Here is a 20,984-nt window from a genome sequence, read left to right on the forward strand (position 1 = left end):
TTATTTAATAAACAAAAGAGCCTTTTACTTTTACTGCGCTTAATACCCAGGTAACATAGCTGTGTGAATTTTACCGGAATTATTAAAACCAATTCTTACAATGACACACAACTACAAAAAAGTCTTTTTGCCGCTGCTATTGCTCACGGCATTTATGGCACAGACGCAGACATTGCTGCACTCCTGGAATTTCAACAGCTTGCCCACGGGTACCATAACTACCGCCGTGGCAGCAGATTACTCACTTCCGTCAGGCACAACATCAATCACTTATACCGGTACTGGCGCCGGTTATATTGACCGTGTTGACGGCGACCTGCTAAATGCAGAAACCGGCGTAGTGGCAGGTTTTGCCCTCCGCCCGAGAAACCCCTCTAACACGCGCGAACTGCTTATAGCTTTCCCGGCCACAGGGTATAAAAACCTGGTAATGACATTTGCCACTACAAAAACAGCCCAGGGCGCTACAGAGCAAACGTATTCATATAGCCTTGACGGCGGCGCTACATACAGCACAACAGGCCTGCCTGTAACTTCTTATAATCCTGTAACAGATGTATATAACCTGGTAACCCTTGATTTCTCTGCAATTGAAGGGATTGACAACAATCCGAACATAATAGTAAAGATAAATTTTGGTGGTACAACTGCTGCCGGATCTAGCGGAAACAACCGTTTTGACAACATTGCAATTAAAGGAAACCTTATACCTGCAGAACAGCTGGTGCACTACTGGAATTTCAATTCGCTGCCTGCAGGTACAATTACAACTGCAATTGCGGCAGATGAGTCTTTGCTGAACCCTGCAAACACTTCAATAACCTATCCCGGTACAGGCGCAGGCTATGTTGACAGGGTTGACGGTGACCTGCTGAACATACAAAACGGAGCTGTGGCAGGATATGCGCTTCGCCCGAGAAACCCTTCAAACACGCGTGAACTGCTTATTGCATTCCCGACAACAGGTTATGAGGATATCAAAGTAAGCTTTGCAACCACAAAAACAGCACAGGGCGCAACGGAGCAAACCTATTCATACAGTATTGACGGCGGTACTACATTTATAACTGCCGGATTACCGGTTACATCTTACAATCCTGTTACAGATGTTTACAACCTTGTAACCCTAGATCTTTCGTCAATAACTGCTGTTGACAACCTTGGCAGCCTGATCATCAAGGTAAATTTTGGCGGTGCAACGGCTGCAGGCACCAGCGGCAACAACAGGTTTGACAATATTACAGTACACGGCAGGCCAACAGGGAATACAGCGGATATTACACCTCCGTCAGTAGCTTTCAGCCCGGCAAATAATGCAGTCAATGTTCCGGTAAATAGTGCTATCACAATCACCATCGATGAGCCCGTAAGGCTTTTGGATGATTCAGCTATTGACAATACAAATATTGACGCCATTGTAGAATTTCGCCTAGGCGGCCCGACAGGTACACCTTTGGCTTTTGATGCTACATTTACAAACAACATTATTACAATCATACCGCAGCCAAATGTAGATTTAACCAATAACCAGGAATATTATATAGCCCTGCTTGGTAATACAATCGAAGATTTGAGCGGTAATGCCATTACAACAACTAAATCTTCAACATTCAAGACAATTGCTCTGCAAACGCCTCTTACCGCAGGAGACATAATTCCGGTGGCTTACAGGATGAATGCTACAGGAGCTGATGATGCCATTGCGCTTCTTACGCTTGTTGATATCGCACCGGGTACATTTTTTAATGTTACCGATGCCAAGTATACAACCAATGCACAGGCACAATGCGCAGGCGGGCTTACCTGGACAGCAACAACATGTGTACCTGCAGGCACGGTTATCGTGATCCAAAATGACGTTCCTTCGGCAAGTACAGGTACTGTTTCAGGAGCAAGTTTCGGGCTGAGCTCAGGTGGAGACCAGGCAATTGTTTATACCGGAACACCTTCAGGACCAAATTATATTACAGCGCTTACATCAAACGGATGGGCAGCCACAAACACAGAGTGCGGCGGAAGTTTATCAATGCTTCCGGTTGGGCTTGTTGATGGTGTTTCTTCAGCAAACCTTAGTACAGCGCCGGGTAGTATAGCCGGTAATGCCGTAAACGCATTTTATGATGGCCCTATGACTGGTACACCTGCCATTATAAGGGCAGAGGTGCTTAACCCTGCCAACTGGGTAGCCGTTGCCGGTAGCACTGCGCCGCAAACATGGCCTGTATGGATGTTCCCTGGTTCGCCAACGGTACAGTCGGCTACAGTTACAAACAGCACTACCATCACCCTTACTTTTAATAACCAGCTCGATGCAGTATCTGCCGTAACACTTACCAATTATACAGGTGTTGAGGGGCTTGCATCAGCAGCACTTAATGGTAATACAATAACACTTTCATACAGCACGCCATTTGCTTCAGGAAACAACTATATGCTTACAGTTAACGGCGTGACTGATGCCAACGGCCTGCAGATGGCTTGCGCTTATACGTTTAGCTTCAGCTATAATACAACCATTAAATTTGATACTGACTTTATAGTGGTTAGTGAAAATGCAGGTACACTCTCGCTTAACCTTACACTTGCAAACCCTGCAACAGGCTCGGTTGACCTTGTACTTAAGGGGGCGCCTTTCAGTACTGCTGATGCCGGAGACTTTACCTACACCACGCAGACGCTACAGTTTACAGGCACAAGCTCACTTACGCAGACAATTAACATCCCAATCATCGACGATGCTGTAGCAGAACAACAGGCAGAATATTTCGTGCTTAGTCTTGAGAATCCTGTAGGACTTACTATCACTGGCGAAACTCTGGCAACTATTTATATTAAAGATAATGATGTGCAGGCGCCGCAACCAAGCCAAAGCATACAGCTTGACTACGTAGTCAGTTTTGACCCATCTGGCGCCGGTTCAAGTACATGCGAAATTGTGGTGCACGATCCTGCCAGCCAAAGGCTTTTTACTACCAGCGCAGTCGCGGGTTATCTTGATATTATTAACTTCGCAAATCCTGCCGCACCTGTAGTGATTAACTCAATCAATATGAACCCTTACGGCGGCGTTACCAGCGTTGCAGTTAAAAATGGTATTGTAGCCGTAGCTTCTCCAAACGCACAAGAGCACCTTGACGGTTCTGTGGTATTCCTGAATACAGACGGCGTGTTCCAGAAACAGGTAACAGTGGGGGCGCTGCCTGATAATATCTCTTTCACTCCTGACGGAACAAAAGTGCTTACGGCTAATGAAGGGCAGCCAAACAGCGATTACACTATTGATCCTGAAGGTTCTGTAAGCATCATTGATATTTCAGGGGGTATTTCTTCACTTACACAGGCTAACGTAACTACGCTGGGCTTCCAGGCTTATAATGAGCCAACTGCAGAGGCAGCGCTAATTGCTTCAGGGGTGCGTAAACTGAAACTTACCAGCACAATGTCTCAGGACTTTGAGCCGGAGTACATTACTGTTAGTGCCGACTCACAAAAGGCTTGGGTAACGCTACAGGAAAATAATGCAATTGCTGAAATAAACCTTGCAACTAATACAATCACATCTGTTTGGGCGCTTGGCACAAAAGACATGAGCATCCCGGGCAACGGATTTGACATCAGCGATAACAACAACCAGGTGCTTATTGCCAACTGGCCTATAAAAGCATACTATATTCCGGATGCAGTAGCTTCATACAATGTAGGCGGTACAAATTACATAGTTACTGCAAATGAGGGCGATGAAAAAGAATACACAGGTTTTGTAGAAAGGACAACTGTAGGTACAGGCAGCTATCTTCTTGATGCTGTGAGCTATCCTCAGGCAGTTATGCTTAAAAAATCACACAATGCTGGCAGGTTCCGTGTGAGTAACCTGAATGGTAATACTGATGCCGATGCAGAATTTGAACAGATTTATGCAGTAGGTACACGTTCATTCTCAATCTTCAATGCAGATACAAAACAACTTGTTTATGACAGCGGCGATGACTTTGAAATGTATACTTCAATGGAACCATCTATTAATGCATTGTTTAACTCTGACAGCGAAAGCAACAGCTTTAAAAACCGCAGCCGTGCCAAAGGGCCTGAACCGGAAGGCGTTGCTATTGCAGAAATTGCAGGAAGGACGTTCGCTTTTGTAAGCCTTGAGCGAGTGGGTGGTGTTATGGTGTATGATGTAACCGACCCTACTGCCCCAGTTTTTGTTGATTATAAAAACAGCAGAAGCGTATCCGCTTACACAGGAGATCACGGTCCTGAAGGTATCACTTTCATTAACAGCGCGCAAAGCCCTGACGGTAAAAATTATGTTATCGTAGCCAACGAAATTAGCGGTACACTTACCATTTTTGAAGTTGATACTACAAATCTGGGTACTGGCAGCTTCACTGCTGAAACAAAGACTTTCAATGTGTTCCCGAACCCTAACGTTGACGGTATAGCCTACTTTAACCGTGCTGCCGATATTGAGGTGTATGACTTCAGCGGTAAGCTGGTGCATTCTGCAAAGCAGGCGCTTACACTGAATACAAGCATGATGGCATCAGGTATTTACCTGATAAAGACATCTGAAGGTATTGTGAAAAAGCTTATAGTAAAATAAGTTAGTATAGCTTTCAATTTAAAAATCCTGCTCTTTAGGGCAGGATTTTTTATTTCAATCTTAAGGAGTAAGTATTATGATGCAATCTATTGCTTACCCTTTCCGAAATATTTCTCCAGTAATTTCTTCGCTGCAGTAAACGGCGATGCCTCATTATTTATTACTGCTTCCTTTTGCTTCTTTAAAAGCGAAGCAATATCCTTACGTGCATAAAAATTTGCTTTCAGCTGTTCCTCAATAGTTTCTGTAAGCCAGGTTTCATTCTGCCTGGCGCGGCGTTCTTCGAAATATCGGTTGTTCTTCGACATTTCAAAATAATCAAGCATCATATCCCAAATTTCCGGGATACCATCACGCGTTACTGCACTGCAGGTGGTAACCTTTGGCTGCCAGCCTGATGCTTTGGGTGGAAAAAGATGCAGTGCTCGGTTAAATTCCGTTTTGGCCAGTTTCGCTTTTTTAATATTGTCGCCGTCGGCCTTATTGATTACGATCAGGTCGGCCATCTCCATAATGCCGCGTTTAATACCCTGTAGTTCGTCACCTGCTCCGGCAATCTTAAGCAAGAGGAAAAAGTCTGTCATACCATGCACAGCCGTTTCGCTTTGGCCGACACCGACAGTTTCAATTATAATGGTATCATAACCCGCAGCCTCACAAAGAATAATAGCCTCACGGGTTTTTCGCGCCACGCCGCCAAGTGTATCGCCTGATGCTGAAGGGCGTATATAGGCGTTTTCATCTTTCACCAGTTCTTCCATGCGGGTTTTGTCGCCCAATATGCTGCCGTGTGAGAGTGAACTGCTCGGGTCAACAGCCAGCACAGCAACCTTTCTGTCCAGGTGTGTAAGATGCTTCCCGAAAGCCTCTATAAAAGTGCTCTTGCCAACACCTGGTACGCCGGTAATACCTATGCGCACGCTGTTATTAGCATGCGCCAGGCAGGCATTTATAACCGCCGAAGCCTTGTCCAAGTGTGTAGGATTGTCACTTTCCACAAGGGTAATGGCACGGCTAAGTGCGGCACGGTCATGTTTCAGTATGCCGTCAATAAGCTCCTGCGCAGATGGCTGTTTACGTCGAAGCTCAACAATATGATTAAATGACTCGTTACTGATATTTTCGGGCTGCTGCACACCGTCACGTTCTTGCAGTGCAGATTTATGATGATTCTCGTTTTCCACGGGAGGTAATATTGTATCCGTAAAAATAGGGTTTTAAAAGAAGACAGGCAAAGAGAAGTGTGATTAAGGTAGTATGAAAATCAGGTTTTCCATTACGACTCAAGGGCTATGTGGGTTTAACATAATCTAAAATCATAAATTTATTTGCGCAACCAAATAATTTCTTATATATTTGCAACTATATGATTGCATATTATGGAAACAAGACGTGACATATTTCAGGCGGTGGCAGATCCGACAAGAAGGGCTATAATATTGCTCATAGCCACACAAGCGATGACACCCAACGCTATAGCTGAACATTTTGACACAACAAGACAGGCGGTATCAAAACACCTGCGCATACTGGCTGAATGTGAACTGGTTACGCAAAAGCAGCAGGGCAGGGAGATATACTATTCGCTACAGATTGAGAAAATGAAACAAATTGATCAATGGCTCGAGCAGTTCCGAAAGATTTGGGAAACGCGCTTCAATCAGTTTGACGACTTATTATCAACCATAAAAACCAACAACCATGAAAAATGACCTTTTATTTGATTTTAATGTAAATAAGGAGAACAAAACAATTATCATAACCCGCGAATTTGCTGCCGGCGTTGCATTGGTATGGAAGGCGTGGACAACCCCGGAACTACTCGACCAATGGTGGGGCCCGCAGCCATGGAGAGCCGAAACAAAATCCATGGATTTTACGGAAGGTGGGTACTGGCTATATGCGATGGTGGGACCCAGAGGGCCAAAGGCACTACGCCAAGTCAACATTTATGAAAATTTTGCCGGAAGAATTATTCTCTGCGAAAGTTGCTTTCACTGACGAGAATGGTACCGTAAATAACGATTTCCCTGAAGGAATGTGGGAAAATGCATTCAAGGGTACAGGCGACGTTACAACCGTAACTGTTACCAAAACATTTGACAGCCTTGAAGACCTGGAACAGAATATTGCGATGGGCTTTAAAGAAGGCTTTACTGTCGGCCTTAACCAACTTGATGAATTGTTGCTAACGCTAAATAAGTAAGCTATGGAGATTTCAGCAGACATCATAAATTACAATCATTCGCAAATGGCAGACGACAAAGCTATTTGCGAATTGCTTGCAAAAGAAATCACGACGCAACTTCCCGAAGCTGAAAATAAGGTATGGCACGGCCACCCCGTTTGGTTTCTGGATGGTAACCCAATAGTGGGCTACAGCAAACAAAAGAAAGGATTGCGCCTGATGTTTTGGAGCGGTAAGGACTTTAACGAACCGAGCCTGAATATTATAGGCGAAAAATTTAAAGATGCTTCAATTTTTTACAATTCCGTTGGTGAAGTCATCATCGCCGACTTACACCGGTGGCTTGAAAAGTCACGCGACATACAGTGGGATTATAAAAACATCGTAAAACGTAAAGGTGTTTTGGAAAGGTTGAAATAAAGTAAGCTAATTCCCCTCTTCATGAGGGGGTGTCCGTACTACGGGATGTCTAAAACAGGAGTAAGTAACTTTAAACCTGAAACTTTAAACTGAAACTGTTTTCGGCTTACCTTTGCACCCGTGGATTCCATCATTCTCATATTTATATGTATGCTTGCCGGAGTAGCAGCTCAAAGGGTAAAAGCATTCCCGCCTAATTCACATACTGCACTTAACCAGTTTGTCATCCACATATCGCTGCCGGGGCTGGCGCTGTACTATATCCCAAAAATTGCTATCAATTCCTCGCTGCTGTACCCGCTGGGTGTATCATGGATAAGCTTTGCCCTGTCATTCGCATTTTTTGCCGGATTGGGTAAAATCTTCAACTGGCCAAGAAAACTTACTGGCTGCCTTATTTTAACAGGTGGGCTCGGCAATACATCATTCGTTGGGTTCCCTATAATCGAAGCGCTTTATGGCAAGGCCGGGCTTGAAACGGCTATAATTGTTGACCAGCCCGGCACGTTTGTCGTGATGGCGACACTCGGTATTGTTGTGGCTGCTGCCTACAGCAAAGGTGCGGTAGGAGGGAGTGCCATCATCCGGAAGATAATTTTCTTCCCCCCGTTTGTGGCTTTCTTTATTGGGCTGATGATGAACGTTGCCGGGTATGATTTTATAGAAGATGTTGATTTAGTATTCCAAAGACTTGGCAGTACAGTCACACCTGTGGCACTCGTGGCAGTAGGCATGCAACTGAAAATAGATCCAAAAAGCAAACACTATAAATTCCTCGCGACAGGGCTGTTTTTTAAGCTTATGATAATGCCCGCGTTCTTCGCATTGCTCTATAAAATTATATTGAAAGGTGATGGGCTTATGATTGATGTTTCGGTGGTAGAATCAGCCATGGCACCGATGATAACAGCAGCCATACTCGCTGCCAGCCACGGACTCAAACCCCGCCTTGCCGGTATGATGATAGGAGTGGGCATACCGCTTTCGTTTATCACCGTTGCCTTTTGGTATTATATCGTAAATCTTCTTTAATTAAAATGACCTACACATCTTCAGATAAAGACAATCACAAAGAACTTACACAAAAAACAGTATATTCAATACTCTTCGCCATTAGTTTCGGGCATTTGCTTAATGATTTGCTACAAGCAGTAATACCGGCGGCATACCCAATTTTAAAGGATAAATATGCGCTTACTTTCACTCAGGTAGGCCTAATTACATTCTCCTACCAAATGGCGGCCTCTATATTGCAACCGTTTGTTGGTTTTTATACCGATAAGCACCCGAAGCCTTACTCACAGTTGGTAGGCATGTGCTTTACTGCATCAGGAATTATCCTGTTAAGCTATGCATCATCATTTCACATAATTTTACTTTCGGTAATATTGGTCGGTATAGGTTCGTCGATTTTCCATCCGGAAGCATCACGGGTTTCCTATCTGGCATCCGGCGGTAAGCGCGGGCTTGCCCAATCCATATTCCAGATAGGAGGGAACACAGGTACGGCAATAGGGCCGCTGCTTGTAGCCTGGATTGTAGTACCCAATGGCCAGCAGCATATTATATGGTTTGTCGCGGCGGCAATGCTTGCAATAATTGTATTAAGTTATATTGCCCGCTGGTATCAAAACCACCTGAACCTTGCTGCAAAAAAGAAAATCGTGTTGGAAAACCTACCGAACCTTTCACAAACACGGGTTGTAATTTCTGTGATAATATTGCTTGTGCTTATATTTTCCAAGTACTTCTACATTGCAAGCATATCAAGCTATTTTACTTTTTACCTGATAGAAAAGTTCAGTCTCTCTGTAGCCGATGCGCAGTTTCACCTGTTTCTTTTCCTGCTGTCGGTAGCCGCAGGTACACTGCTTGGTGGTCCGTTAGGTGATAAGTTCGGGCGGAAGTATGTAATATGGTTTTCTGTACTGGGCGCAGCTCCTTTTACGCTGATGCTCCCGTATGCAGACCTTTTCTGGACAACGGTGCTGTCAATAATCATCGGTACTATAATGTCTTCCGCATTCCCTGCCATTCTGGTGTATGCACAGGAATTGCTTCCGAAAAAACTCGGTATGGTCTCCGGTTTATTTTACGGATTTGCATTTGGCATGGGCGGGCTTGGGTCTGCCCTCCTTGGTAACCTTGCCGACCACACCGGCATTGAGTATGTATACCATATCTGCGCTTATCTTCCCCTTATTGGTATAATCGCTTACTTCCTGCCAAACCTGAAGAAAAGTGTTTAACGCAATAACGAGAAATGCCCTTTTACAGTCCGGCCATCATCAAGCTGTACAACATACCAGTAGTCGGTTGCAGGTAATTTACGCCCGTCATAAAATCCATCCCATCCTTCACCTCTCGGATTTACATCAGCCAGCAGTTTGCCAAAACGGTCAAACACATATATTTTGCTGTTTTTGTAAAATAGCGCGTTCACGCCAATGATGTTCCAGGTATCGTTTACACCATCAGCATTTGGGGTGAAAAATTTAGGCACTGCGAGCACCGTGATATCTTTATGCACCACGCCGCAACCCTGGTCATCATACACATACACTGTATGGAAACCAGCGGTAACATTCTCAAATACATTACTGGCCTGGTAGGGCCCATTTGGTGCATCAATGCTGTACAGGTAAGTGGTGGTAACAGGATTGTTTGGTTCAGCATAAACAGTCACTACATTATTATCACGAAGATCGAGTATCTCAACATCTGTGATTTTGGCAATATCGCTTGCCGATACTGTAATTGTACGTGTGCGGCTACAGCCGGCAGCATTGCTAATGTCAGTTACAACAACTGTGTAAATGCCGGGCTGGGTTACTTGTATTGTTGGTGTATTTTCAAGGGTGCTCCATAAAAAAGAGAAGCCGCTTGTACTGCCCTGCAACCCTGAGGTAAGCGTTATTGGAGTTATCCTGTTAAGGCATACAACGCCTTCGCCAGTTGTATCAATATCAGGCAGCCGTCGCGCCACAAGCTTTATCTGCTGTATGGCCACACACGCATTGTTGTTTTCAATACGGGCATATACAATTTGATTATTGGTAGTGTTTATATAAGAAGCCTGTAAGGCATTCTGTTCAGCCAGCGCATCATTCTCATTAAGATAATAAGCAACAGTGTTAGTTCCTGTAGCAACGCCTGCATCATTTAGGTTAAACTGAGTGATCCCATCTGTACCGTTGCTGTCATTATCACATTCTTCAATGGTAACCATAGGCGCCGGCGAAAAATTCACCTGAAGCGTAACGGGTGCCAGGCGGTAACAATCGGTTTGTATATTTTCTACACGTGCAGTAATTACCTGGGGATTTGAAGTATTGGTGTACAAACCTGTGATTTCGCCTGTGCCCGACTGCGCACTAACAGCCGAATCAAAATAACGTACAGTTAGTCCCGCTGTGCCACCTGTAAGCTGTGCATTTGCCTGTGCCAGGTTAAACTGCGTAATGCCATCGGGAGCAACACCCAAATCGCACTGCACTAATGTAGCAGGGCCTGCCACTACAGGCAATGGAGCAACATTAATGGTGACGGGCACTATGTTGAAGCATATAGGTGTGCTTATATTTGTTATACGCGCATGTATAATTTGCTGGTTTGGTGTAGTGTTATAAAATTGTGGGGGGAGCGGGTTTTGTGGCACCACAGCATCACTGACTGTGGCATAATATTGAACACTAAACTGAGTATTGCCCTGTAAAATCTGTTGGGTTACAGTGTTCAGGTTTGTCACTGCCTGCCCGTTGGTATCATCTCCATCTACCGCGTCGTCACAGGTATTTACTGTTTGCGGACCAGCCGCAGGAGATTGTGATAACACAATGGTAAATGATGTTGTGGCATAACACTTTGAGTTAGCTTTATTGCTAATACGCGCAAAAATGGTTTCTGTAGGCAGAATATTTAAATATGCCGTAGCGTTAAGCGGGGCAGTGTCAGTATCTGCGTTAGCTTGTGATGAGTAAAACTTCACATCAAAATCTGCAGCGCTTTGCGTGCCGAGTATTGCGGGGGTATTTGCTGATAAATCAAAACTTTCACTGCCATTATTGTCTAAATCACATAGTGTTATTTGTGGCGCAATATTAGCTACAGGCACAACAGAAATAGTTATAGGCGTTGTAATAACTGTTGTTTCACCATCTTTAGTTATTGTGGCAGTAACATTATATGTGCCTGCTGCTGTAAATGTATGCTGGGGCCTTGTAGCTGTTGATGTTGGGGTACTATCATCAAAATCCCATACCACACTGTCAAACGCTCCGGTAGCATCTAGCTCAAGAGCGGTTGTCTGGCCCAGGCAGGTGTTGGTTGCAATAATTTTAGCCGAAAATAAAGACGTTATAAATGGAGGAAGGCCAAACAAAGTTTGTTTTCCCGGTGGCCCTCCTACAGGCTGCCCTGCATTTATGTAAAGACAATTTGTACCATCTTCCTCAGGCTGTTCTATAACATCAAGTGCAGTGCCACTCAGAATAGATTTATAGATTTTACCATTTGGCCCCAATTGTAATGCACCTGACTGATTAACACCCACAAAACCTACCTGTATACCGGATGCTGAAATATCCGGCGCCAATAAATTATATTGCCAAACTCCATTAAATAATCCGCCATTACTGTAAGACACATATAACTTTTTTACCTCACGTGAAAATTCGATGCCATAAGGTGTTGCATTATCACTTACTTTGACAGGGTTTGAAACCACTCCTGTTGCAGCATCAAAATCATAAACGTATACAACGCCATTTGCTTCTGTTCCACCGGTAATGCTGCCTATCTGGTTGTGTGCTATTGCAATTTTCTTGCCATCAGGTGATGCCTTAAGGTATCCTATAGAATTGCGCCTGTAGCCGGAAGTTGGTATAAGCGGGATAATATTGGTTATTACAGGTGTAACGTTTACTCCTGTAGCATCTACCTTAAAAGCGTAAAAATTATCTACAAAATGTGTTATTACCCAAAAGCCGCTGCCATCTGCGGTTTTCACAGCAGTAATTTTTTCAGAGCATTTATATTTTATTTCTTCTGCATCTAACGGATTATATGTTTGAAGATGTACATTTCGAGTAACCACATCCCCCAATCCTCCGGCTGCAGACAAATCCACTATAGAATAATTAAAGCCATTATTAAAACCGTCATCGGCCTGCGGTACGGCATCTCCTATTGCATTTGAATAAGAGCCGGTATATTGGTTGGGATAAACAGAGGCATTTATATGATGTGGTTCATCTACCGTAAAAATGTAGTATATGTTAGGGTCACCTTTTTTAGGAACTATGATTCCCGATTGTGTGCTTGACGGGTCGCCCATAAGGCCGTTTATGGGATAGTTTGCGTTAGGCATCTTAGTACCGTTTTTGCGCCAAACATTCCGTCCGTCAGTATAAAATAATAAATTCCCATTGGCATCGCTTATACTTGCACAACCTTCATTAGTATCCATCCTGCTGTCATCCAGGAGCGATACACTTCCATCATCATTAAACTTTATTCCGGCTCTGTTGCCAAAGTACCAGTTGTTCGCTTCTCCCTGAGCAAAAACAGGAATCGAAAAAAGCAGAAGCAATATTATGGAGAATTTTTTCATAGCTTAAATTTATGGCTTATCGAATTAACGAGAAATGGCTTTTTATTGTCCGGCCATCTTCAAGTTCCAGCACAAACCAGTAATCTGTGGCAGGCAGGCGGTTGCCGTTATAAGTTCCGTCCCAGCCGGCGTGCATACCGTTATAACCTGTAATAAGCTTACCGTATCTGTCAAAGATGTAAATTTTTGACTTAGGGAAGCGAGATATAAACGGTATATGCCAGGTATCATTGTGCCCGTCATGGTTTGGTGAAAAGAATTTGGGGTAATTTAGTACCACAACCTCTTTATCTATAGTTTTGCATTGGTTTAATGAACGGATATATACCCTGTATAACCCTGCTTTCAAATCAGTAAACATAGGGCTCTCCTGATAGTTTTCCCCATCAAGTGAGTACATGTAGTTTTCAGGATTGGAGATATTTACAGTAATTGAATTTTGGTCAAACGTGAAATCACTGACAGTAAATGTAACCTCAATATCAGGTAATTCCAAGATATTTAGTGTAAAAGATTTAATGTCGTGCCCCCAGCATCCGCCAACGTTATCAAGCCGTGCCCAAATGGTTTGCGGTGTATAGGGCTGGCTGTTTTGGTATATGGTCGGCAACCGGTTTACCCTGTTATTTGCATTTGCCTCGGTAAGGTAATAGCTCACGGTTGTACTGGTCTGCCCGTTTTTCATGGCAGCATCATTTTGAGATAGATTGAAAACATTATACCCGGTTTCATTCTCATCACAAAGGTAGAGGTCATCTGGCTCGCCCGCATCAAGAAGTTCTGTTACTGTTACCGTAAAAGGCTGCATAGCACTGCAACCGATAACAGGATTTGTAAACCTGATATATATTGTCTGCGGGTTAACAGTATTACGGAAAGCTGATGAATTTAAGATGGCATTACTTCCGGATACTGCATCTGGTTGAGTTGTATGGAAACTCACATTTACATTCTGGCTACCTTTTAGCATATTTACATGCTTATTGAGGTTGAAAATGTAAGATTGGTCATCAGTTGTATCGGCATCACACTCCTCAAGATTAATGTTGATGTTTTGGGGATTGTTGAATACAGGAAGTGGATTAACCGTTAAATTAAACTGCTCTGTGCTATAACAACCTGTAGCAGCATGTTCAATACGCATATAAACCGTTTGCGGATTCTGAGTGTTTGTAAACAATGACGGAATAACGATCGCGTTTGTACCTGAATTTGCATCCTGTAGTGAAGTATGGTAGCTAAGTATTGTACCTGCCTGCCCGCCAACCAGCATTGCCTGATGAACCGTCAAATCAAACTGTGCCAGACCATCTGCCGTAGCATCATCACAAGTTTCCAGGTCGAGGTTTACATTAAGCGGATTGTTAAACACAGGCGGCAGTATTACATTCAGGGTAAAACTACTTGTATTATGGCAGCCTGTAGCAGTGTCTGTAAGCCGCATGTAAATGATTTGCGGGTTGGCAACATTTGTATATGCCGGAGGGTTTGCGATGGCATTTGTACCTGCTTCCGCATCACTTTGTGCGGTATGATAGGTAATTATTTTGCCTGCCAGCCGTGTGGTTAGCATTTGGTTATGTGTAGTAAGGTTAAAAACCGCAGTGCCATTACTGTTTCCACTTTGGTCACACTCTGTGAGGTTTATATCAAGATTTTGCGGGTTGCTGAATTGTGGCAAAGGGTTTACAGTGAGAGTAAAACTGCTTGTCCTATAACATCCTGTCACAGTATCTCCAATCCTAACGTAAATGGTTTGCGGGCTTGCCAGACTGAGGTAATTGGCCGGATTTACAATGTTGGCTGTACCAGATTCTGCATCGGTACTTGTAGTATGGTAGGTGATGATAACGTTTGGCTGGCTTCCTTTCAGCATCGTTTCATGCTGGGTTAGGTCAAACAGGTGCCGGCCATCTACAAGACCATCATCGTCACACGCCATTAAGTTGAGTGAAATATTCTGCGGATTGTTAAATACAGGCGCCGGTATGGCTGTGACCATAAACGGAAGCAGGCTGTAGCAACCTGTAACTGTATTTTCAAGACGCATATAAAGCATTTGCGGATTTGATGTATTAGTATATGCAGCCGGATTCGGTAGCGCGTTTAAATCCCACATAGCCTCCCAGTTTTCACGATAATATTTTATAACGTGGTTGGGCCTGCTATTAATAAGCATGGCTGCATGTGTTGTAAGGTTAAAAGTGGCTACACCTTCAAAACTGCCGTTATCACAGGCTTGAAGATTAAGCGGCAGGTTTTGTGGATTGTTATAGACAGGAGGGAGAATAATATCTACATTAAAGCTGCTGATGCTATAGCAGCCTGTCTGGGTATTTTCCAGTCGCATGTATATGGTCTCAGACTGCATTGAATTCTCGTACCAAAAGGGGTTGCTTATCTCATTGGCATCACCAATTGCATCGCCTAAGGTTTTATAGTATTTAATGAAGAGATTAAAATCTCCGCCTGTAAGCAACACCCAATGTTCTGTAAGGTCAAAATTTGTAATTCCGTCAGCTATACCGTCCTGGTCGCAGATTTTTAAGTCAAGTGAGATGTTGTCGGGATTATTGAATAAAGGTAGCGGATGAACCTCTATAGTAAATGGCTGAACATTGTAACATCCTGTAGCAGAATCGTCAAGGCGGATATAAAATGTCTGTGGATTGGTTGTATTTATATATGGTGATGTAACTGTGATAGGATTGGTTTGTGCATATGCGTTTGCCTGATTTTCATAATATTTAACACTCACCGTAGGGCGGTTGCCTAAAAATACAGCCTCATGCTGTGCGAGGTCAAAAACATGTTTTTGGTCTATCACCCCGTCATCATCACAGGCATGCAAATTCAAGTCGATAGGCTGAGGGTTTTCAAAATCAGGGCGGCCCGTATCAACAACAAACGTTTGTATTTCATAACAGCCGGTTATGGTATTGGTCATCCGCATGTGTATAATTTGCGGGTCGGCGATAGTTGTATAAGCTTCAGGATTAGAGATAGGGTTATCACCGGTAATGGCATCGCCACTATCAAGGTGGTAAGTGAGTGCAACATCGGTTTGCGGGCCAATTAGCATAGTGCGGTGTACTGTAAGGTCATACAAAAAATGGCCATCAGTTTGCCCGTCTGTATCGCACACACCCATATCAAGCGAAATATTCAGCGGGTTGTCAAAATATGGCGCATCAAAAAAAGTGGCAGTTCCTGTCCATTGAATTGAAAAATTGGCATCGCCATGCGGGCGGTCTACAATAAGGTAATATTCTTCACCTGCAAGCACATCCATTTGTTTGATAAACTGGTTGCCAAGATGGTTGGGGCCTTCGTGATTATCAAGCTCTGTGGCATTCATACCCGTAAGGTTATCGGTACCGCCTGAAGTAAAGGGGTTGGTAGTGCTGCACCGTATTGGCGCCCCGAGATTTCCGCAGCTTCTGTTAGGCCCGAATATCCAGAAATCGTAATCCACAAAAATATCAGTGCTTTCGGGTGTCAGGATAAAACCAAGCGTGCCGCCGTCTTTTATCTTTAATTTAAACCATATGCTGTTATTCTCGAAGCTGTGACAGGGATTGTTAGGATTAAGTTCCTGTACTCCGAAACCTGTAGCATGCAGGCCGGTGTAGTTCATGCTGCCGCATACGGTTATTGCATCCGCACAATCATTCTGTGCAGCGGACTTAAAGCTGGTATATAGCAATAGCAATATGGCTGCGAAATACTTCACGGCGCAATTTTTTCATAAAAGTATTAAATTTATCTTAATAAAGCGAAGTGTCCTTTGATAATTCTTCCGTTAGGCAACTGAATTACAAACCAATAGTCAGTTGCCGGAAGAGGGCTTCCGTTCAGCTTGCCATCCCAGCCTAAAGAATTTCCGCGGAAGCCTGTTATGAGCTTTCCATATCTGTCAAAGATTTTAATATCAATATTTGGCTGGAAATTCATCAGTGGTATGCGCCAGTAATCGTTAACACCGTCTCCGTTCGGGGTAAAGAACTTTGGATAATCTAAAATGTACGCAGTTGTTTTATATGGAGGGCCGCACCCGTTTATATCTCGTATAAAGATGGTGTATTCTCCTGCTGCCAATCTATTAAAGTAATTGTCAGCCTGGTAAGTAATTCCATCCAAAGAATACTCATAGTTGCCACTGCCCTGTGGTAGTACAGTGATAGAATTATTATTACCTGCAAATTCGTTTACTTCAATATCTGCACCTGTTGCTGCGCCCGAAGCAGAAACATTATATGTTTTTGTACCAACGCAGCCATTGGCATTTTCAAGTGATACCGTATATGTTCCCGGCGTAGTTACAGTAAGTGACTGCCCAGGTGTTGGCGGAGTGGTGCTCCACTGGTAATTATAATATCCTGCAGGTGCTGTGAGCGTAATAGACGGCGTACCAGTACAGAGTATAGCGGATTCATCCTGCAAGGTACCTCCAAAGGTAAATACATTTAGCTGCAAGGTTGCTATACCGTAGCAGTCAGCTGCGCTGTAAATCCTGGCATACACATTCTGGTTGTTAGCAGTGGTATTAGTAAAAGCTGCCGGGTTTGCTATTGCATTGGTTTCAGCCAGGGCATCATCATAGCTTGTATAATATTTTAGTTGCAGCCCTGCAGGAAGCCCTGCCAGTATCTGTGTATTTCTTTGGGTTAAATCAAATTCAGTAAAGCCATCTTCAGGGCCAACAACATCACATTCTTCAAGAGGCTGCGGGTTGCTTACAGTATTATTTGATGTAGATAGCGTTACTGTTGCAATGCCATAACACCCGGACTGGTTTTCGAGCCGTACATATATGTTTTGATTAGGAGCCGTGTTGGCAAATGGCGCATTCGGATTTAGGGAGTTTAAAGATGTTGCCGCATCAGCCGCAGAAAGATAATAAGTAGTGGCAAGATTAGGGCTGCCATTAACAGCTACTACACCCACCTGGTTGAGGTTGTAGAGCGTAAGGCCATCATTATTATCGTCGCATTGCAGCAAAGTGTAAGTACCTGCGGGTACGGCGGGATTATATTCCACTTTTATTTTGTCTCCCCCGGTACAACCCGGAGCCAGCACAATTTCAACTTCATAATCACCGGGTTGCGTAATCGTGTAGGTAGGAGTCGTGGCCACCTGCCCGCCGTTGCGTAACCATTTATAAGTAGCGCCTGGCACAGGTACAGTTGCATCTAATGGCAGGTTTTCGCCCTGGCATAATGCATTACCTGTCGCAATGAGCCTGTCGGGGCCAAGGTTGGTTACAGAGCTAAAACTGCCACCACCAAGAAATATAGCCGAATCATATAGTCCGTTACCCTGGTCTGCAACTACAAGCTTTATGTGATATGTGGTACCCGGTGTTACAGTAGCCTGTGCTGTAAGTATCACAGTTTGCCCATTAAAGTTGATAGGCGAATTTACAGGGTTAAATTGGTCAAAATACTGCTGATTTGCGGCGGGGCAAACACCTTGTCCGCGAACGGTGTTAACCTTTACCGGTATGTTTGTACCGGGTATTACTGCAAGGTTCTGATAAGGGCTACTGCTGCCTGCTTCCTTAAGCAAAAAAGCAAAGCCATCGGTATAATTGCATTGGTTTTGCGAGTTGATGCTTGTAAGGTACTGCTCTGATGCAAAAATATAATCAAAACTGATTGATGATGTATATGGCACAAAATCAAACTCAAGAACAGTGGCATTCACTGTTCCGCTAACACTTATTGCTGCTTCAAGGTCGGCATCGCCATTCCAGCCCGCACCGCCCTCACTCAGCAATGAACTGTTCGGGCCGGGAGCACTTGCTGCATAGCCGGTGCTAAGCACAATACCGTTCTGGAAAGGAAACCCTGAGCCGTTTGCCGTAAAGTAGCCAAAACTTGGGCCGCCCGAACTGCCAGACCAGCCATTTACTGTAATATTTGAAACTTGCGCACAGCCGCCTGAAACGAGCGCGTCTACAAGCTGCTGTGCGGTATAGTTGTCATTTACCTGAATAGATTGTGCCCATGCACTATTTACAAGAAATAACAATAAAATAATTATATGGTAGCATAAGCCTTTATTCATAGCGCCTGCAAAGATACTACAAGTCGCGCTTTTTTACTATACGGTAAGATGTTAAGATAAATATTAATGTCCATATTATTACTATAAGTACGCTGTACCAATGCACTCCGTAGTCCTTAATACTTACCGTGCCATTTGCCATTTCAAGAGCCCGTACAGTTTCAAATCGTGTAAAAGGTTCTTTTATAAGGTTTGCCATAGCGTCAAGCGGGAAGAACTGCATGATGTTGTCTGTAATCGCGCCGTCTTTAATAATTTTCCAACGCAGTACAAGGAAAATAATACCTTCGGCAATCCACCATACAAGTACAAAACCAAGAGCAAAGGCTGAGCGCTTTACCAGCACGCCTGCAAAAAGGCAGAAAGAGAAGAATGCCACCAGCTTCAGGAAGTAGGCAAATATGTATACAATATCTGTAAATACTATAGATGTTTCGGTATATGATGAAAAGCTATAGCCCAATATCAGCGTAAGGAAAAACATGAATATCGCTGAAAATGCGGCGAAAACAACAACTGTAATAAACTTAGAGAATATAAACTCTTTTTTGCTAAGGCCATCAATAAGGTTTTGCTTTAGCGTGCCGTAAGTATATTCATTGGCCATCATTGAAACAATTACAATGGCGAGGAAGAACTTAAGGAAAGCGGCAATCCAGGTGTTGAAATGCCAGATGTACGGGAAATTGAAAATACCCTGGTCTGCCAGGCGAAAATCTATCCCAATGATTTTAAAGTTGACTGATGCCAGCAAGGCTATAAAAGAAAGTAATATGAAGTAGGCAAGAATGAGTACACGCGCTGCACGGTTACCCCACAGTTTGCTGAACTCTATTGATAAAAGACGTTTCATTGTAATTGTTAGTTTTGTGTTTGTTTACCGGTTAATTGCAGGAATTGCTCTTCAAGGCTGTTTGTGCGTTTTACCAGATGCTCAAGGCAAACGCCATAGCTGAATAGGTAGCGGTTTAGCTCGCCGGGTTCCAGCGGCTGGTTGGTGTATACAACAAGTTTGTCTTCAGCAACTTCAATCTTTTCTACTGCCGGATGCTGTTCCATAACGCGTTTCAGCTCAAAATTATCTGTAGCTGAAAGTTCAAAGAAACCTTCTGTTGAAAGCATTCCCTTAACCGTACCTGTGTACAGCACCACCCCTTTTTGCAATACCACTACGTGGCTGCATACTTTCTCCACTTCATCAAGAAGGTGTGATGCCAAAAGGATTGTGGTACCCGTTGCAGCAATGTCACGTATTATCTCTCGTATCTGATGTATACCCTGCGGGTCCAGCCCGTTGGTAGGCTCATCGAGGATAAGAATTTCCGGATTGTTCAACAGGGCAGAAGCTATCGCAAGGCGCTGCTTCATACCTAATGAAAATGTACGGAACTTACTGTCCTTACGCTCATACAGCTTTACGAGCTTAAGCTTTTCTTCAACATTACTGTAGGGTGTGCCCTTAATTTTGCAAACAAGCTTCAGGTTCTGTTCTGCTGTCATGTAAGGGTAAAAGTTTGGGCGCTCAATAATTGCGCCTACTTTTTTAAGCGACTCATGCGTGTCCATTTTACCGCCAAACCAGCTGTAACTGCCGGATGTTTTGTTTACTACGTTCAAGATGATACCCAGCGTGGTTGATTTACCGCTGCCATTTGGGCCGAGAATGCCGTAAACGTTGCCTTTCTTAATTTCGAAAGAAACGTTGTTTACCGCATGAACCTTACCGAATTTTTTGTCAAGGTTACTTATTGATAATATGGTTTCCAAAATGTAATTGTATTGGTTGTTATAGTTATGACGACCAAGTTACACGTTTGTTACCGCAATGTGTTAAGAAAAGCAAAATTTTGCTATTGATACAGCACCTGCATAGGTTTACCTACCTGGTAATCGGGCAGGCGGATGTCATTATTTTTAAAGCTGTTGGTGCGGAAGATATCTTCACCAGACCCCGGCATGGATGGGTAAAATGCCAGCGAAAACTGAAATGCATTGAAAACCAGGTAGTCATTGTATATGAGTACTCCCAGGCCAATTTTAGAATATACCTTACTTTCCCAAAGTTTTACCTGCTCATCGCCGATAACCCCCAT

Annotated in this window: 14 protein-coding genes; 7 read left to right on the forward strand and 7 right to left on the reverse strand. The window is 43.7% G+C overall.

What is annotated here, in order from left to right:
* Nucleotides 1-100 precede the first annotated feature (100 nt).
* Nucleotides 101-4,603, forward strand: coding sequence for a choice-of-anchor I family protein (locus LRS05_RS08470; protein WP_257867920.1), 4,503 nt, complete (start codon nucleotides 101-103; stop codon nucleotides 4,601-4,603).
* Nucleotides 4,604-4,689: 86 nt separating this feature from the next.
* On the opposite strand, the gene meaB is transcribed toward LRS05_RS08470, so the two are convergent.
* Nucleotides 4,690-5,787, reverse strand: coding sequence for a methylmalonyl Co-A mutase-associated GTPase MeaB (gene meaB, locus LRS05_RS08475; protein WP_257867921.1), 1,098 nt, complete (start codon nucleotides 5,785-5,787; stop codon nucleotides 4,690-4,692).
* A gap of 195 nt (nucleotides 5,788-5,982) precedes the next feature.
* On the opposite strand from meaB, the gene LRS05_RS08480 reads away from it, so the two are divergent.
* From LRS05_RS08480 to LRS05_RS08505, 6 genes are all read left to right on the forward strand, one after another.
* Complete coding sequence (locus tag LRS05_RS08480) at nucleotides 5,983-6,315, forward strand: helix-turn-helix transcriptional regulator (protein WP_257867922.1); 333 nt, start codon at nucleotides 5,983-5,985, stop codon at nucleotides 6,313-6,315.
* On the forward strand, nucleotides 6,305-6,604 hold the full coding sequence (locus LRS05_RS08485) for an SRPBCC domain-containing protein (RefSeq protein ID WP_257867923.1): 300 nt from the start codon (nucleotides 6,305-6,307) through the stop codon (nucleotides 6,602-6,604). Before LRS05_RS08480 ends, LRS05_RS08485 begins: the two co-directional genes overlap by 11 nt.
* Nucleotides 6,555-6,809, forward strand: coding sequence for a hypothetical protein (locus tag LRS05_RS08490; RefSeq protein ID WP_257867924.1), 255 nt, complete (start codon nucleotides 6,555-6,557; stop codon nucleotides 6,807-6,809). Before LRS05_RS08485 ends, LRS05_RS08490 begins: the two co-directional genes overlap by 50 nt.
* A 3-nt stretch (nucleotides 6,810-6,812) precedes the next feature.
* The gene (locus LRS05_RS08495) at nucleotides 6,813-7,211 is read left to right on the forward strand and encodes a DUF1801 domain-containing protein (protein WP_257867925.1); all 399 of its coding nucleotides are present in this window, start codon (nucleotides 6,813-6,815) and stop codon (nucleotides 7,209-7,211) included.
* A 120-nt stretch (nucleotides 7,212-7,331) separates the two neighbouring features.
* Entirely contained in the window at nucleotides 7,332-8,243 is a 912-nt protein-coding gene (locus LRS05_RS08500) for an AEC family transporter (protein ID WP_257867926.1), read from the forward strand.
* A gap of 5 nt (nucleotides 8,244-8,248) precedes the next feature.
* Entirely contained in the window at nucleotides 8,249-9,460 is a 1,212-nt protein-coding gene (locus tag LRS05_RS08505) for an MFS transporter (RefSeq protein ID WP_257867927.1), read from the forward strand.
* Here the strand turns inward: LRS05_RS08505 and LRS05_RS08510 are convergent.
* The 6 genes from LRS05_RS08510 to LRS05_RS08535 form a co-directional block, all read right to left on the reverse strand.
* A complete protein-coding gene (locus tag LRS05_RS08510) occupies nucleotides 9,457-12,822 on the reverse strand; it encodes a T9SS type B sorting domain-containing protein (protein ID WP_257867928.1) in 3,366 nt (1,121 codons plus the stop codon). The two genes, LRS05_RS08505 and LRS05_RS08510, sit on opposite strands and share 4 nt — an antisense overlap.
* 16 nt (nucleotides 12,823-12,838) lie before the next feature.
* Nucleotides 12,839-16,555 carry a T9SS type B sorting domain-containing protein gene (locus LRS05_RS08515; protein WP_257867929.1) on the reverse strand — a complete coding sequence of 1,239 codons (3,717 nt, stop codon included), beginning with the start codon at nucleotides 16,553-16,555 and terminating at the stop codon, nucleotides 12,839-12,841.
* 29 nt (nucleotides 16,556-16,584) lie between these two features.
* Entirely contained in the window at nucleotides 16,585-18,855 is a 2,271-nt protein-coding gene (locus LRS05_RS08520; RefSeq protein ID WP_257867930.1) for a T9SS type B sorting domain-containing protein, read from the reverse strand.
* A 52-nt stretch (nucleotides 18,856-18,907) separates the two neighbouring features.
* Nucleotides 18,908-19,744, reverse strand: a complete 837-nt coding sequence (locus LRS05_RS08525) for an ABC transporter permease (protein WP_257867931.1) — start codon at nucleotides 19,742-19,744, stop codon at nucleotides 18,908-18,910.
* 8 nt (nucleotides 19,745-19,752) lie between these two features.
* On the reverse strand, nucleotides 19,753-20,658 hold the full coding sequence (locus LRS05_RS08530; protein ID WP_257867932.1) for an ABC transporter ATP-binding protein: 906 nt from the start codon (nucleotides 20,656-20,658) through the stop codon (nucleotides 19,753-19,755).
* An 83-nt stretch (nucleotides 20,659-20,741) separates the two neighbouring features.
* On the reverse strand, nucleotides 20,742-20,984 hold the full coding sequence (locus LRS05_RS08535; RefSeq protein ID WP_257867933.1) for a hypothetical protein: 243 nt from the start codon (nucleotides 20,982-20,984) through the stop codon (nucleotides 20,742-20,744).

This window comes from Flavobacterium sp. J372 (assembly GCF_024699965.1).
Taxonomy (GTDB): domain Bacteria; phylum Bacteroidota; class Bacteroidia; order Flavobacteriales; family Flavobacteriaceae; genus Flavobacterium.